General features: G+C 62.2%; 14 protein-coding genes and 1 tRNA gene. 12 read left to right on the top strand and 3 right to left on the bottom strand.

Features of this window, described 5'->3' with window-relative positions; genetic code table 11:
• Window positions 1–100 precede the first annotated feature (100 nt).
• The 10 genes from gabT (at window position 101) to NY78_RS02890 (ending at window position 9,373) form a co-directional block, all read left to right on the top strand.
• Window positions 101–1,426, top strand: coding sequence for a 4-aminobutyrate--2-oxoglutarate transaminase (gene gabT / locus NY78_RS02935; protein ID WP_043631420.1), 1,326 nt, complete (start codon window positions 101–103; stop codon window positions 1,424–1,426).
• 52 nt (window positions 1,427–1,478) lie between these two features.
• Window positions 1,479–2,726: an ABC transporter substrate-binding protein gene (locus NY78_RS02930; protein ID WP_043631417.1), complete on the top strand. Its 1,248-nt coding sequence runs from the start codon at window positions 1,479–1,481 to the stop codon at window positions 2,724–2,726.
• A 66-nt stretch (window positions 2,727–2,792) separates the two neighbouring features.
• Window positions 2,793–3,677: a branched-chain amino acid ABC transporter permease gene (locus NY78_RS02925; RefSeq protein ID WP_043631414.1), complete on the top strand. Its 885-nt coding sequence runs from the start codon at window positions 2,793–2,795 to the stop codon at window positions 3,675–3,677.
• A gap of 10 nt (window positions 3,678–3,687) precedes the next feature.
• The gene (locus NY78_RS02920; protein ID WP_043631412.1) at window positions 3,688–4,692 is read left to right on the top strand and encodes a branched-chain amino acid ABC transporter permease; all 1,005 of its coding nucleotides are present in this window, start codon (window positions 3,688–3,690) and stop codon (window positions 4,690–4,692) included.
• Entirely contained in the window at window positions 4,689–5,417 is a 729-nt protein-coding gene (locus NY78_RS02915; protein WP_043631410.1) for an ABC transporter ATP-binding protein, read from the top strand. The genes NY78_RS02920 and NY78_RS02915 overlap by 4 nt, the downstream gene beginning before the upstream one ends.
• The gene (locus NY78_RS02910) at window positions 5,404–6,114 is read left to right on the top strand and encodes an ABC transporter ATP-binding protein (RefSeq protein WP_043631408.1); all 711 of its coding nucleotides are present in this window, start codon (window positions 5,404–5,406) and stop codon (window positions 6,112–6,114) included. Before NY78_RS02915 ends, NY78_RS02910 begins: the two co-directional genes overlap by 14 nt.
• A 12-nt stretch (window positions 6,115–6,126) precedes the next feature.
• Entirely contained in the window at window positions 6,127–7,917 is a 1,791-nt protein-coding gene (locus NY78_RS02905; RefSeq protein ID WP_043631405.1) for an aldehyde ferredoxin oxidoreductase family protein, read from the top strand.
• Between the two features lie 25 nt (window positions 7,918–7,942).
• The gene (locus NY78_RS02900) at window positions 7,943–8,599 is read left to right on the top strand and encodes a CBS and ACT domain-containing protein (protein WP_043631402.1); all 657 of its coding nucleotides are present in this window, start codon (window positions 7,943–7,945) and stop codon (window positions 8,597–8,599) included.
• Between the two features lie 229 nt (window positions 8,600–8,828).
• Complete coding sequence (locus NY78_RS02895; RefSeq protein ID WP_043631400.1) at window positions 8,829–9,140, top strand: type II toxin-antitoxin system HicA family toxin; 312 nt, start codon at window positions 8,829–8,831, stop codon at window positions 9,138–9,140.
• Window positions 9,141–9,154: 14 nt separating this feature from the next.
• Window positions 9,155–9,373, top strand: a complete 219-nt coding sequence (locus NY78_RS02890) for a hypothetical protein (protein ID WP_043631398.1) — start codon at window positions 9,155–9,157, stop codon at window positions 9,371–9,373.
• A gap of 472 nt (window positions 9,374–9,845) precedes the next feature.
• Here NY78_RS02890 and pgi read toward each other — a convergent pair whose 3' ends face one another.
• From pgi to NY78_RS02875, 3 genes are all read right to left on the bottom strand, one after another.
• Entirely contained in the window at window positions 9,846–11,492 is a 1,647-nt protein-coding gene (gene pgi, locus NY78_RS02885) for a glucose-6-phosphate isomerase (RefSeq protein WP_043631396.1), read from the bottom strand.
• 417 nt (window positions 11,493–11,909) lie between these two features.
• Window positions 11,910–13,676 carry an aldehyde ferredoxin oxidoreductase C-terminal domain-containing protein gene (locus NY78_RS02880; RefSeq protein WP_043631394.1) on the bottom strand — a complete coding sequence of 589 codons (1,767 nt, stop codon included), beginning with the start codon at window positions 13,674–13,676 and terminating at the stop codon, window positions 11,910–11,912.
• Complete coding sequence (locus tag NY78_RS02875; protein ID WP_043631392.1) at window positions 13,663–14,112, bottom strand: 4Fe-4S binding protein; 450 nt, start codon at window positions 14,110–14,112, stop codon at window positions 13,663–13,665. Before NY78_RS02875 ends, NY78_RS02880 begins: the two co-directional genes overlap by 14 nt.
• Window positions 14,113–14,311: 199 nt before the next feature.
• Here NY78_RS02875 and NY78_RS02870 point away from each other — a divergent pair.
• Window positions 14,312–14,387: transfer RNA gene (locus NY78_RS02870), tRNA-Ala, on the top strand.
• Window positions 14,388–14,593: 206 nt separating this feature from the next.
• Window positions 14,594–15,013, top strand: a complete 420-nt coding sequence (locus tag NY78_RS02865) for a PaaI family thioesterase (protein WP_043631389.1) — start codon at window positions 14,594–14,596, stop codon at window positions 15,011–15,013.
• Window position 15,014 lies beyond the last annotated feature (1 nt).

Below are 15,014 nucleotides of genomic sequence, written 5' to 3'. Positions count from 1 at the left end.
ACAAAGAAGGCCCGGTTCTTGCTGGAAAGACCTGTTACCGTCTATGTGCATTTTAGTACGAGGCACTGTCGCCATAAACCGAAACATCCGAGGATGATCCGTGAACACCACCGATAAGGCGCAAGAACTGCAAGCACTGCGCGACCGTTATGTCCCCAAGGGACATCCCAACGCCACGCCCTTTTTCGTCGAATCTGCCAAGGGCGCTTTGCTTCGCGACGTCACCGGACGCGAGTTCATCGATTTCGTCGGCGGCATCGGCGTACTCAACGTCGGACACTGCCACCCCAAAGTCGTGGCCGCCATCAAGGACCAAGCCGGGCGTTATCTCCACACCTGCTCCATGGTCACCATGTACGAACCCTACGTCATGCTGGCCAAACGCCTCTGTGACGCGGCTCCGGGCGAGGGCGACAAGAAGGCCATGTTCGTTAACAGCGGCTCCGAGGCGGTGGAAAACGCCGTCAAGATTGCCCGCTGCCACACCGGCCGCAGCGGCGTCGTAGCCATGAAAAACGCCTTCCACGGCCGCTCCCTGATGGCCATGTCCATGACCAGCAAGGTCAAACCCTACAAGTTCGGCTTCGGTCCCATGGCTCCTGAAGTCTACCAGTACCCCTACTACGCCTACTGCTACCGCTGCCCGCTGGGCCTGACCTATCCCAAGTGCGGCGTAGCCTGCGCCGACAAGATGCGTGAATTCTTCGTAGGCACTGCCGCCGCCGAGAACATCGCCTGCATCGTGGCCGAGCCGGTCCAGGGCGAAGGCGGCTTTGTTGTCCCGCCCAAGGAATTCTTCGAAAAAATACGGGCCATCTGCGACGAGACCGGCATCGTGTTCGTGGCCGACGAGATCCAGTCCGGCTTTGGCCGCACCTCCAAGCTCTTTGCCATGGAACACTTCGGCGTCACTCCCGACCTCATGTGCGTGGCCAAGTCCATGGGCGGCGGGTTGCCGCTCGCCGGCGTGGTCGGCAAGGCCGAAATCATGGATTCCGTGGCTCCCGGCGGCATCGGCGGCACCTATGGCGGCAATCCGCTGGCCTGCCGGGCTGGCCTTGCCGTCATGGACATCTTTGAGCAGGACAACCTGCTGGCCAAGGCCGAGCGCCTGGGCAACGCCGTCAAACGGCGCTTTGCCGCCTTCAAGAAACAGTACGAACTGATTGGCGACGAACGCGGCCTGGGGGCCATGCGCGCCCTGGAATTCGTCTCGGACCGCGCCGCCAAGACCCCGTGCCCGGAAGCGGCCAAGGGCGTGGCCAAGTTCTGCCAGGACAACGGCTTGCTCGTGCTGTCCTGCGGCAACTTCGGCAACTGTATCCGAGTGCTTATGCCTCTGGTCATCACCCGCGAGCAGCTCGAACGCGGCCTCGACATCATGGAAGAAGGCATCCGCGAGGTGTCCAAGACCCTCGGCAAATAGCTGGCAACACGGTCCGACACAGGCAACCGACAACCAACAAAGGGGTGTAGGCATGAAAAACGGTTCTTTTACGTCGCTTTTGGCCGGCTGTATGGGCGTGGCCCTCTCCGCCGCCCTGTTCGCCGTCCCGGCCCTGGCCGCTGACAAAACCGTCAAAATCGGCAACGTCGAGCCGCTCTCCGGCCCCTCGGCCTCGGTCGGCGTCCAGGGCAAGCAGGCCCGGGAAATGGCTGTGGAAGAGATCAACGCCGCCGGCGGCATCAAGTCGCTGGGCGGAGCCAAGCTGGAGCTGGTCTATGCCGACAGCAAGTCCGACCCCACCGTCGGCGTCACCGAGACCGAGCGCTTGATCAATACCGAGAAGGTCAACCTCATGACCGGCTGCTGGAACTCCGCCGTCACCTACCCGGCCACCCAGGTGGCCGAGCGCTACGGCATCCCCTTTGTGGTGCCGGTTGCCGTGCGCGACACCATTACCGAGCGTGGCTTTAAAAACGTCTTCCGCATCGCCGCCAAGGACTCCTGGTGGGTGCGCGACCAATTCCGCTTCCTGAAAGACATGCAGGAAGAAACCGGCGTGAAGCTCAAAAAGATCGCCTTCCTCTTTGAAAACGGCGACTGGGGCACCGGCTTTGCCGAGAAATGGCGCGAGCTGGCCAAGAAAGACGGCTACGAGATCGTTCTGGACGAGCCGTATCCCTCAACCGCCACCGACCTGACCCCGGTCGTGACCAAGCTCAAGTCGGCCAACCCCGACATCGTCATGCTGGTCTCCAACGCGGCCGACGCCATCCTGTTGACCAACACCATGGCTGAAATGCAGCTCAAGCCCAAAGTCGTCCTGGCCAGCGGCGGCGGCCATGCCGATCCCACCTTCCTGGACAATACCGACACCAACGCCCTTGGCATCTTTGACGAAGTCGAGTGGAACACCGACGTCAACAAGCCCCAGGCCAAGCCCGCCAACGAGAAGTTCAAAAAGAAGTACGGCTACGACCTGACCGGCGAGTCGGTTGACGCCTACGTCGCCATGTACGTCATCGCCGACGCCCTGGAGCGCGCTGCTTCCACCGATCCGGCCAAGATCCGCGAGGCCCTGGCCACCACCAACCTGACCACCGGACCGGGTATGGTCGTCTCCTACGACGGCGTCCAGTTCGACGAGACCGGACAGAACAAGAACGCCGGCATCGTCATTGTCCAGGTGGCCAATGTGAACGGCAAGCCCGAGCGCGTCACCGTATGGCCGAAAGCCGCCCGCCGCGCCGGTTACACCCCGGTCTTCCCGGCCAATAAATAGCATTCATGGCACCAACGCCCCGGATCGGTCCGTGCCGGTCCGGGGCCAAACGTCCGGAGAGGCCTCATGACCGCGGTGATTCAGGCGACGCTTAACGGCGCCATGATGGGAGCCATGTACGGGCTGACGGCCCTTGGACTCACGCTGATTTTCGGCGTGATGAAGGTCGTCAACTTCGCCCACGGCTCACTGCTCATGGTCGGCATGTTCAGCGCCTATTGGCTGATTCGTCTCACGGGCATCCACCCGTATCTGGCCCTTGTCATTGTACCGCCCGTCCTGTTCGTTTTCGGCTACTATCTGCAGGACGTGGTCATCAAACCCGTGTTTAAAGCCGAAGGCCAGGTCCGCGAACCGCTGACGGTCATCATCGTCACCACAGGCGTCTGGTATGTCCTGGACAACTTGGCGCTCATGCTCTTTGGCGCCGAGTACCGCACCGTTCGCACGGCCATTTCCAATAAATCTTTCGCCCTTGGGCAATACATCATCTCCATTCCGAAATTCTCCGGTTTTGTCGTGGCCATCCTGACGGCCGTCGGTCTTGCCATCTTCATGCGCAAGACCAAGACCGGAAAAGCCTTGCGCGCCACCAGTCTTGACCGCGAGGCGGCCAACCTCATGGGCATTGACCAGTACCGCGTCTACAACATCGCCTTTGGCCTGGGCACGGCCATTGCCGGCATCGCCGGCTGCGTGCTCATCCCCTTTTACTACGTCTATCCGTCGGTGGGCGTGGTCTTCGACATCCGGGCTTTTATCATCGTGGTGCTCGGCGGCCTGGGCAGCATCCCGGGGGCGCTGCTCGGCGGCCTGGTCATCGGCCTTATTGAATCCGTGTTCTCGCAGTTTATGGCTTCGACCTGGACGGAAGCCATCATCTACGCCATTTTTCTGATCATTCTCTTTGTCAAACCATCAGGCTTCTTCGGCCACAAACAGGACTGGTAGGAGACGCGCTGTGAGCCGAAAACAACTCGACCGAACGCTCCTTGTGTTGGCGGCACTGGTCGCCTTTGCGCTGCCCCTGGTGGTGACCTCGCCCACCTATCTGCAAATCCTTATCCTGCTCTTTTTCTATGCCTACCTGACCACCTCCTGGAACCTCGTCGGCGGTTTCGCCGGCGTGCTGCCGCTCGGGCATTCGGTCTTCGTCGGCATCGGAGCTTACGCCTCCTCCATCCTGACCCTCCAATACGGCATCTCGCCCTGGATCGGCATGCTGGTCGGCGGCCTGCTCGCCGCCCTGATCGGCATCATCATCGGCCTGCCCACCTTCCGCATGCGCGGGGCGTACTTCTGTCTGTGCACCATCGCCTTTGCCGAGGGCATCCGGGTCATGATCGAGAACATCGACAACATCGGCCCTCTGCGCATCAATGGTCCCCGGGGCCTGCTCATACCGCTCAAAGATCCGTCGTTTTGGAACTACCAGTTCATGTCGAAGCTGCCGTACTACTATATCATCCTGATACTCCTCATTCTGGTTCTGGGGCTGACCTGGTTCATCTCCCGCTCCAAGATCGGCTACTATCTGGCCGCTGGCGGCGAAGAACCCGAAGCTGCTGCGGCCCTTGGCATCAACGTGGCCAACTACAAGCTCTTCGCCATGGCCATGTCCTGCTTTTTAACGGCCCTGGCCGGCACGTTCTACGCCCAGCTCATGCTGTACTTTTATCCCAAGGGACTCATGGGCCTCGATCTCTCGTTTGAAATCGCCTTCATTGCGCTGATCGGCGGACGCGGCACCATTGCCGGCCCGGTTATTGGCGCCTTGCTCCTACGACCGCTTAACGAGTTCACCCGCATCTATTTAAGCGACATGTTGCCCGGCCTGCATCTGGTCATTTTCGGGCTTATCCTCATCCTGGTCATGCTCTACCTGCCCAAGGGTCTCACCGCGCCGCTGGCCGCCATCTACGACCGGCTGGCCCGCAAAATCACCGTCCAGGGAGACGCGAAATGAGCAATATCCTGGAAATAACCAACCTCACCAAACACTTCGGGGGCTTGACCGCCGTCAGCGCCCTGGATCTGCATATCGCCAAGGGCGAGATCCTGGCGCTCATTGGCCCCAACGGCGCGGGCAAATCCACGGTATTTAACCTCGTGGCCGGGGTCTTTGCCCCCTCCGAAGGTACGATCAAGTTCAACGGGCATACCATCCAGGGCCAGAAGCCCTGGGATCTGTGCCGGCTGGGACTGGCCCGCACCTTCCAGATCGTCAAACCTTTTGCCGCCAAAACAGTGCTCTACAACGTCATGGTCGGGGCCTTTTTGCGCACCAATTCCCCCAAAAAGGCCCAGGAAAAGGCTGATGAGGTCCTCGTCACCCTCCAGCTTGACCATATGCGCGACAAGCTGGCCGGCAACCTGACCATCGCCGACCGCAAACGTCTGGAAATTGCCAAGGCCCTGGCCACCGATCCCCAGCTGCTGCTCTTAGACGAAGTCATGGCCGGCCTGCGGCCAACCGAGGTCGACGACATGATCGGCATCATCCGGGGCCTGCGCGACCGCGGCGTGACCGTCTTTGTCATCGAACACATCATGCGGGCCGTTATGGCCCTGTCCGACCGGGTGGTGGTCATCCAGTTCGGCCAGAAGATCGCCGAAGGCACGCCCGAGGCTGTCACCAAAGACGAAAACGTCATCAAGGCCTATCTGGGAGGCGAGTATGACGCTGCTTAGCGTGGAACACATCAACGTCGCCTACGGCGACGTCCAGATCATCAACGACCTGTCGCTCACCGTCGAGGAAGGCGAGGTTGTCAGCATCATCGGCGGCAACGGGGCTGGGAAATCCACCCTGCTCAAGGCCATTTCCGGTCTGGTCCCCCCGACCTCGGGCATCATCCGCTTTCGCAACGAGCCGGTCCAGGCCCTGCCCCCGGAAAAAATCGTCGAACGCGGCCTCGTCCACGTTCCCGAAGGCCGACGGCTGTTTTCACTCATGACCGTGGCCGAAAACCTGGACATCGGGGCCTTTAACACCCGGGCCTACAAGGATCGCCGCAAGACCCTGCATCAGGTCTACGAAATGTTGCCGCGCCTGCTGGAGCGCCAGACTCAGCTGGCCATGACGCTGTCCGGCGGCGAGCAGCAGATGGTGGCCATCGGCCGTGGCCTCATGGCCCTGCCCGGCCTTCTCATGCTCGACGAGCCGTCCCTGGGCTTGGCCCCCATCCTGGTCAAGTCCATCTTCGACACCTTGCGCAAGATCGCCGACACCGGCACCACGGTGCTGTTGGTCGAACAGGACGTCAACCACTCCCTGCGGCTGTCGGATCGGGGCTACGTCCTGGAACACGGCCGGGTGGCCATGTCCGGTCCGGCCAAGGAACTGCTCGAAAATCCGCACGTCAAATCCGCCTATCTTGGCATATAAAGAGGAAAAGCCATGCACGGCTTTTACGGACGTATCCTGACCGTCGATCTCACCCGGCGCACCTTTGCCATCGAAGCGACCGACCCGGCCCACCTCGACGCCTATCTCGGCGGCAAGGGGCTGGCCACGCGCCTGCTGCTCGATCGCAATCCGGCCGGGGTCGATGCCCTGGCCCCGGAGAACAACCTCATCTTCGCCACCGGCCCCCTGTGCGGCGGGGTGTCCTGGGGAGCCAGCCGCTACGGCGTGTTCACCAAATCGCCCCAGACCGGATTCTACACCGAATCCTATGCCGGCGGCCGCACCCCGCAAGCCGTGGACGCTGCCGGCTTTGACGCCGTCATCCTTACCGGCGCGGCCGATAGCCTGACCGCCCTGACCATCCACCCCGACGGCTGCGACTTCCACGACGCGACCGCCCTGGCCGGTCTGGACGTCTACGAGGCCGACGACCTGGCCAAAGCCACATTCGTCCTGCCGCGTCCCGACGCCAAGCGCGTGGGCGTGGTGGTCATCGGCCCGGCCGGGGAAAACCTGTGCCGGCTGGCCATGATCGCCAATGAACGCTGGCGCTGTGCCGGCCGTACCGGCGTTGGCGCGGTCATGGGGTCCAAGCGGATCAAAGCCATTGTCTTCCAGGGCGACCGCAAGCGCGAGCCGGCCGATGCCAAGGGTCTGGCCGCCTATGCCGCCGCTTTTGCCAAACGCGGGGCGGAAAACAAGGGCGTGGCGGCTTACAAGGCCCTGGGCACCACCATGATGGTTGGCATCATGAACGCCGCCGGCGCCTTCCCGGCCAAGTATTGGACGCAAGGCAACTGCGAGCATTGGGAAAAAATCTCGGGCGAGCGGTTTCATAAAGAGCACGAGGTCAAGGCCCATGCCTGCGCCAAGTGCTTCATGTCCTGCGGCCGCATGGCCAAGCTCTCCTCGGGCCGCCACCAGGGCATGGTCCTTGAAGGCCCGGAATATGAGACCATTTATGCCTTTGGCGGGCTGTGCATGATTGAGGACATGGCCGAGATAGTCTACCTAAACGATCTGTGCGATCGCCTGGGCATCGACACCATCTCGGCTGGCAACCTGTGCGGCTTTGTCATTGAGGCGGTCAAGCTCGGACGTGTGGAGTACCCCATCAGCTACAACGACCCTGACGGCGCGGCCCGGCTCATTGCCGACATCGCCGCCGGAACCGGCATAGGGGCGCTCCTTGGCCAGGGCATCAAGGTTGCGGCCAAGGCTTGGGGGCTTGAGGATCTGGCCATCCACGTCAAAGGCCTGGAGCCGGCCGGCTATGATCCCCGCACACTCCAAGGCATGGGGCTGGCCTATGCCACTTCGGACCGTGGGGCCTGCCATCTGCGCACCACGTTTTACAAACCCGAGCTGGCCGGCATGATCCCGACCGATCAGGTCGAAAACAAGGCGGCCCTGCTCATCGAGTTCGAAGACCGGCTCACCATCTTCGACACGCTGATCCTGTGCCGGTTTTTCCGCGACCTCTATACCTGGGAAGAATTGTCCCAGGTCATCTCCCTGGCCACGGGCCTGGACGCTTCCGAGGCCGCGCTCAAACGCCGGGCGGCGGCCATTGCCGACATGACCCGGACGTTTAATCTGCGTGAAGGCCTGACCCCGGCCGATGACCGCCTGCCGGCCCGGCTGCACCGCGAGTCGCTGCCTAGTGGCAAACATCTGCCCCTGGAATCGTTGGAAACCATGCTGGCCGACTATTACCGGCTGCGCTCCTGGTCGCCCGAAGGCGTTCCCGGCCTTGGCGCGCCCGGCCAGCCCGTCCTGTAAACCCTGTTTTCCCAAGGAGCAGCAAATGCTTGTCGGCGATTGGATGTCCACCGATGTGGCTACGGTGACCGAGGACGTTTCCATGATCAAGGCCGGACGGATCATGCGCGACAAAAAGATTCGCCGCCTGCCGGTGGTGGACAAGGAAGGCAGGCTCGTCGGCATTGTGTCCGAACGCGACCTCAAGGCCGCCTCACCCTCTTCGGCCACCTCCCTGGATATGTACGAGATGACCTATCTGCTCTCGGAACTGAAGGTCAAAGGCATCATGACCCGGGAGCCGGTGTATATCCGGTCGACGGACACGGTGGAACGGGCGGCGCTTATTATGCGCGACCGCAAGTTTGGCAGCCTGCCCGTGGTCGACGAAGCGAACAAGGTGGTCGGCATCATCACCGACACTGACATCTTCCGGCTGTTCGTCTCCATCACCGGCATCGACCAGGGCGGCATCCAGATCGGGCTTCGCCTCGATATGTCCGAAGGCAGCCTCAAACCCATTCTCGACGAACTGCGTCGGTTCGAGGCCCGTATCATCAGCATCCTGTCGTCGTACGGCCGGGTGACCCCGGGCCAGCGGGAAGTGGCCGTGCGCATCCAGGGACTGCCCGAAACCCGGGAGCGCGAATTGCGCGCCGTGCTGGAGAAAACCGGTCACCTGCTGTACTGGACCCGCGACTAGCCTGCCAGTCCCGGTCTTTCCTGTTCTCGCCTCGTCCCGGACGGCCATCCCTGCTCAGGCCGTCCGGGCTTTTTGTCCACACCCGGCAATGGACAGGGCATCGCCCTTGGGCAGGGCGGCGGTGGCCAACAGCTTCATGGTTTGGGCGGAAAGACGCACCTCACACCCGACAGACCAGTGCAGCCATACCCCTTGACGCCATGTGCACCTTTTGCTTCTCTGAAGATGTATGGCCGCATCCACCCAAACCCTGCCCCATAAGCCGCCGGTCAAGCTCAACAGCGCCCGGCAGCGCACTTGGGAAGCGCTTTTTACCGCCCCCGCCCGTCCGGACATCCTCTGGGACGACGTGGCCGCGCTGATCCGCGCCCTGGGCGGACAGGAAATCCACCACCACCAGAAGACCGCCGGATCACGGGTGCGGTTTCTTCTTGGCGGGGTGAAGGGCTTTTTCCACCGCCCCCATCCGGAAAAGGTGCTCGACAAAGGCTGCGCCGCCGATATCCGGGAATTTCTCATCCGCTCCGGCATGGCCGTCTGAAGGACTTCCCCGCCATGGACACTCCTGTCTGCTACGCCACGTATAAGGGCTATTGCCTGCTGTGCACCGAAGAAGCCGACGGCGTCCTGCACGGCCGCGTCCACGGCATTCGCGACATCGTCACCTTTCATGGCGACAGCCCCGAAGCCCTGCAACGCGCCTTTGAAGAAGCCGTCGACGATTACTTGGCCGTCTGCGGCGACGCCTGCCTGCTCCCGGACCTGCCGGCCTGAATGACGTAAATAGGAAGCCTCCGGCGGCCAAAGGGCAGTGCCCTTTGGAATCCCGCTTGGAAGATTCAATTTTCGTCTTTCCCCTCACGCCTCACCACAATTGACAATAATTTTCAATTTCATTACCAAGAATCCATCCCGGAGCGTTGCCGGACGGTGGCTCTGCCCGGCGCGTCAGGTGGCGTGGAAGTCCGCGCCAGGCCGCTTTCCGCGCTCCTGCTCCAAAAACGGCGGCGTTCCGGGATATTTTCTTTCCCCCGGAGTTCACCGCAGCAAGGCATCCCAACGCCTCACGCTGCCTGTCTGCTCTCCTGGCACCAGTTGGCGGTCCTGGTCAGGACACGAACCGACATCTCCTGGCGAACCAGACCCGGCCTGCCCCCGGCTCCATGCCGATACAAAAGCAGCGGCCGCACCGTCCAAAGCAAGGACACTGCGGCCGCCCCGGATCAGCAGAGCAGACGAAAAAAGCCTATTCGCCGCGCAATTCCTTGTAGTAATTGATCAGCCCGTTGGTCGAGCCGTCGTGCCCGGCCACCGGTTTCTCGTCCGAAAGCTCATCCAGGATCGCCCCGGCCAGCACCTTGCCCAGTTCAACGCCCATCTGATCGTAGGAATTGATGTTCCAGATGGTGCCCTGGGTAAATATCTTGTGCTCGTACAGGGCAATGAGCGTTCCCAACGTCTTGGGATCAAGCGCGGCATATAGAAACGAATTGGTGGGCCGGTTGCCGCTAAAGGACTTGGCCCGGGCCAGCAGCTCCAACTGCTCGTCGGGCAGGCCCTTGCCGGCCAGTTCCGCCCGGGCCTCGTCCACGGTCTTGCCGCGCATAAGCGCCTCGGTCTGGGCAAAGAAGTTGGACAGGAGCATGTCCTGATGGCGGCCCAGGGGATTTTGCGTCCGGGCGGCAGCCAGGAAGTCGCAGGGAATGAGTTTGGTCCCCTGGTGGATGAGTTGGTAAAAGGCGTGCTGGCCGTTGGTTCCGGGTTCGCCCCAGATGACCGGGCCGGTGGAATAGGGAACCGGGCGGCCGTCGGTGGCCACCGACTTGCCGTTGCTCTCCATGTCGCCCTGCTGGAAGTAGGCGGCAAAGCGCGTCAGGTACTGGTCATAGGGCAGGATGGCCTGGGTCTGGGCCCCGAAATGATTATTGTACCAGATGCCGAGCAGTCCCATGATGACGGGGATGTTGCGCTCAAGGGGAGCCGTGCGAAAATGCTCATCAGCCACAAAGGCCCCTTCGAGCATGGCCTCGAAATTGTCAAACCCGACCACCAGGGCAATGGACAGGCCAATGGCCGACCACAGCGAATACCGCCCGCCGACCCAGTCCCAGAAGGCGAACATGTTGGCCGTGTCGATGCCAAAGGCAGCCACGGCCTTGGCATTGGTGGACAGAGCCACGAAATGCTTGGCCACCCCGGCCTCGTCCCCGGCTTGCGCCAGAAACCAGTCCCGGGCCGCATGGGCATTGGCCATGGTTTCCAGGGTGGTAAAGGTCTTGGAGGCAATGATAAACAGCGTCGACTCCGCCGAGACGCGCCTCAGTGTCTCGACCATGTGGGTGCCGTCCACATTGGAGACGAAATGCGACGTGATGCCCGGCTCAGCAAAGTGGGCCAGGGCCAGGGAAGCCATCTGCGGTCCCAGGTCCGAGCCGCCGATGCCGATATTGACCACGTCGGTGATGCGCTTGCCGGTGTACCCTTTCCACTGACCGGAATGGATGCGGCCGCAAAAAATGCGCATCTGATTGAGCACCCGATTGACCTCGGGCATGACGTCTGCGCCGTCGACCACGATGGGCCGGTTGGCCCGATTGCGCAGGGCTACGTGGAGCACGGCCCTGTCCTCGGTGCGGTTGATCTTTTCGCCGGCAAACATGGCGTCGCGCCGGGCCTCGACCCCGGCCTGCCGGGCCAGATCAAACAGCAACCCCATGGTGGCGTCGGTCACCCGGTTTTTGGAATAATCAAACAGAATATCGCCCAGACGCAGGGAATACCTGGCAAAACGGTCGGGATCGGCAGCGAAGAGTTCGCGCATGTGAAGATGTTGGGCCGACTGGTAATGCTCGGCCAGGGCCGCGTGGGCGGGCAGTTCCGTCATAAGTGCCATGAGCCGTGCTCCTTATGGATATGCTGGCGTAAGCGGTTTCTCCCGGCCGGCCGGGGATTAAGCAGCCGGTTGGCCCGGCCGGAAAACCGCTGTTGATGCGGCCGGTCCAGGCCGAAGTATCGTAGACCAGAACGTCCCTCCAGTCCTCTAGAAAAAGCCCGATCAGGCAGTATCCCCAGGAAAAATTTCTCTCTTCGAGGGGTCCGTGAACCCAGGCCGTCGGCACTCTTTGGGCTTTCGGCCCGGCCGGCGGAGCAACTGTGGTTCCCGTCAGCGCGTTTATTTCCCCGCTCCCGCTCACCGTCGCGGTAACGCCCCTCCCTTAACCCAGTCGGGGGGTCCGGGGGGATCATCGCCCCGGCCGCCGGAGGCATCACCCTCTTCCCTCACTGCTCCGGCCGCCGGAACACGCTTTCATCACGCTTCATGCGCCGCAACAGGTGCGCCGAGTTCGGCCACGGCTCGGGCGTAGCCTTGGCGCAGAGCCTCCATGTAGACGGCGTCCACTGGCCCCTTCCAGGTGGTCACTTCGGAAAACCGTTTGGGGATGTGTGTGGCCATGGGATCAAAGCCGGTGGCAATTTTGAGCCGCCACCGGGCGCGGCGGGCGTTTTCGGCTGCCGTGTCGAGATTGGCGGCCAGCTCCGTATGGCCGAGACAGGCCATGATATCGACCATGGTCTGGGGTTTGTAGACCTCCCGGGCAAACAGGCAGGCCACAAGGCAAGTCAGGAGCACGCGCTCGCGTTCGTCGTCCACGAGGAATTTGACCACGGCGTCGACATCCTGCTCCTTGTGCTTCTGGTCATAGGAGTAAGCCCCGGTGTCGAGATGGGAATGACGGAAGGCGACGGTCTGGGAGGCAAAATAGGTTTCCCCGGTGGCGTAGCCGGCCATCTCCTGGCCAAGGACGCAGGCATAGTCCCCGCCGCCGTAGTGCGCCGCCGCTGCCATGGTGCCCTGTCCCAAGAGAGCATAGAACTCGTTGGCCTTGTGCCCAATGAGCCACATGGCCCGTTTGAAGGCCGCAGCGTCGCCAAAGGTCAGCTTCACCTCGGTTTCCTTTTCCGAAATAAGCCCTTTTTCGGTCGCTTCCACGGCCCAGGCCAGGGCCACGCCGGCGGAAATAATATCCAGTCCCTGCCGGTCGCACATATCGTTTATAGCCAACACCTCGACCGGATCGACCACGCCGAGCATGGGGCCGGCGGCAAAATTCGGCTCGTGGTCGTAGGCCACCTGATGGATGGCGAAGCGGTGGGAGGTGGAAAACATCTCGCGCACCATGCCGACGTGGATGCAGCCCACCGGACAGCCGGAGCAGGCGGCGTTGTGCATGAGGAGTTTTTCGGCAAAGGCCTCGCCGGAAATCTTGTCGGCATCGGGATCTGAGGTGGCGGCCAGATTGCGCCAGGGCAGGGATTTCAATTCATTCAAGGGCAATACGTTGGCCGGTGTGCCGAGATTATGGTATTTTTCCATCATCCCGGACGAGGTGACCTTTTCGTGGATGTCTTTAAAAAGCTTGGCATAGCCCTTGTCGTCGGGGAGCGGCAGATCGCTGTCGCCCATCAGGACGATGCCTTTGAGGTTTTTTGCCCCCATGACCGCCCCGGCTCCGAGCCGGCCGAAGTGGCGGTAGGTGTCGACATTGATGCAGGCGTAGCTTGAGCCGTTTTCACCGGCTGGGCCGATGCGCAGGATGCTGCGATGGCCGGAGGCGCCCGAGGCGATCTTGCGCAGGAGCTTGCCAGTGGTGAAGACATCAGCCCCGGCCAGATAGTGGACGTTGATCAGTTCGATGCGCCGCGACCCGACCACCAGAGTGGACAGCTGGGCCGCCTTGCCGGTGACGACCAGGGCATCGTAGCCGGCAAAGCGCAGGGCCAGGGCCGAGCGGCCGCCGGCGTGGGATTCGGCGTAGTTGCTGTTGTAGGGCGATTTAAAGCCGCACACGGTCTTGCTCATGAGCGGGAAATAGCCGGTGGCCGGGCCGATGGCGAAAATGAGCGGCTGGCCGGGATCAAAGGGCGCGGCCCCGGGCAGACCGTATTTTTCATAAAGGAGCGCGGCCAAGCCCGAACCGCCGATAAACCGCCGCCGGCCGGGAATGAGGACGAGGTCGCCGCGTTGGCGCTCAAGGTCGTAGATCAGGACGCGAAAGAGATCATTATCGCTCGACATGGCAACTCTCCAGGCAGGGGGCGGCCGTGGTCTGGTCAGCCTCAACCAGCTCCAGGCAATCGTGGGGGCAATAGGCAACGCATTGGCCGCAATGGACGCACACGCTGGGATTGCCGGCAACGTCCAGGGCGATGGCGTCCACCGGGCAGGCCGCAGCACACTTGCCGCATTGGATGCAAAGCGATTTTTTCAGCAGGACGCCGCCGCCGGATTTGCGCTGGACCATGGCCCCGGTCGGGCAGGCCGCGGCACAGGGGGCGGGATCGCAGGCCAGGCACAAAATGGCTTGGAAACCGCTGGAGACGCCGCCGGTTGAGCGGATGCGGATGCCGGCCCTGTCCCAGGACACAGACTTGTAGACCAGCCGGGCGCAAGCCAGGGAACAGGAATGGCAACCGATGCAGCGCTCCATGCGCAGGGCGCGATGGATCTTCATGAAAGAGCTCCTGGCGGGTGGTCCGCCAAAAAAGACATAATGGTTTCAGGGGTGTTTCAACTGGCATAGTGGCATCAGGTCCGGGTGAGGTCAACAGGGACGGCCTGACGATTTGGTTAACGGATGCAATTGGCAGCGATCTTCGTGAAAGGTCTTCTTGACCGGACGGGCGATTACGCTTAATAACCGTCTTCCCGATGGGGGCGTAGCTCAACTGGGAGAGCGCTGCGTTCGCAACGCAGAGGTCGTGGGTTCGAGTCCCATCGCCTCCACCACCGGATTTCCAGGGCCTCGCGATGCTTGTCGCGAGGCCTTTTTTTCGTGTTGTACAGGGAGATGCCACTCCCCCTGCTCTCGTTATCTCCTCCACCCTCTCCATATTGGCTGACGCGTCATCCTGGCGGCTTGCCCCGACCGGCCGACCGCGCTATCGTGCGCCCCCTGCCTGACCGGGGCTACCGTACGCTGTGGAGGTTACACTATGGATTTCAAGGTGTTGGCCGATCTGATTGAAAACGGACTGCCGTTTCAGAAAATGCTCGGCATCCGGGTGTCCGAAATCGAAGAAGGGCGCGTGCGACTTTTCATCCCTTTTCGCGAGGACCTCATCGGCGACGCCCGCCGTCCGGCCATCCACGGCGGGGTGATCTCCACCCTGGCCGACGTCTGCGCCGGATTTGCGGTCTGGACGCGCTGCAAGCTCAGCGACCGCATCGCCACCATCGATCTGCGGGTGGATTACCTGCGCCCGGCCACGGCCCACGATCTCTACGCCGAGGCAACCGTCAGGCTCCTGGGCAACCGGGTGGGCAACGCCCAGGTCGTCCTGTGGTCCGACGGCAGCCCGGAGGCGCATGTGGCCGAGGGCCGCGGCGTCTACAACATCCGCCGCAGCGAGTAGT

Origin of the sequence: Desulfovibrio sp. TomC (assembly GCF_000801335.2) — a bacterium.
Taxonomy (GTDB): domain Bacteria; phylum Desulfobacterota; class Desulfovibrionia; order Desulfovibrionales; family Desulfovibrionaceae; genus Solidesulfovibrio.
This window is presented reverse-complemented; position numbering and strand designations above follow the sequence as displayed.

Coding starts and splice junctions, on each gene's coding strand:
- NY78_RS02930 (WP_043631417.1), top strand. CDS start 1,479: ATGAAAAACGGTTCTTTTACGTCGCTTTTGGCCGGCTGTATGGGCGTG.
- NY78_RS02915 (WP_043631410.1), top strand. CDS start 4,689: ATGAGCAATATCCTGGAAATAACCAACCTCACCAAACACTTCGGGGGC.
- NY78_RS02925 (WP_043631414.1), top strand. CDS start 2,793: ATGACCGCGGTGATTCAGGCGACGCTTAACGGCGCCATGATGGGAGCC.
- NY78_RS02875 (WP_043631392.1), bottom strand. CDS start 14,112: ATGAAGATCCATCGCGCCCTGCGCATGGAGCGCTGCATCGGTTGCCAT.
- pgi (WP_043631396.1), bottom strand. CDS start 11,492: ATGGCACTTATGACGGAACTGCCCGCCCACGCGGCCCTGGCCGAGCAT.
- NY78_RS02865 (WP_043631389.1), top strand. CDS start 14,594: ATGGATTTCAAGGTGTTGGCCGATCTGATTGAAAACGGACTGCCGTTT.
- NY78_RS02910 (WP_043631408.1), top strand. CDS start 5,404: ATGACGCTGCTTAGCGTGGAACACATCAACGTCGCCTACGGCGACGTC.
- NY78_RS02895 (WP_043631400.1), top strand. CDS start 8,829: ATGGCCGCATCCACCCAAACCCTGCCCCATAAGCCGCCGGTCAAGCTC.
- NY78_RS02880 (WP_043631394.1), bottom strand. CDS start 13,676: ATGTCGAGCGATAATGATCTCTTTCGCGTCCTGATCTACGACCTTGAG.
- NY78_RS02890 (WP_043631398.1), top strand. CDS start 9,155: ATGGACACTCCTGTCTGCTACGCCACGTATAAGGGCTATTGCCTGCTG.
- NY78_RS02905 (WP_043631405.1), top strand. CDS start 6,127: ATGCACGGCTTTTACGGACGTATCCTGACCGTCGATCTCACCCGGCGC.
- NY78_RS02900 (WP_043631402.1), top strand. CDS start 7,943: ATGCTTGTCGGCGATTGGATGTCCACCGATGTGGCTACGGTGACCGAG.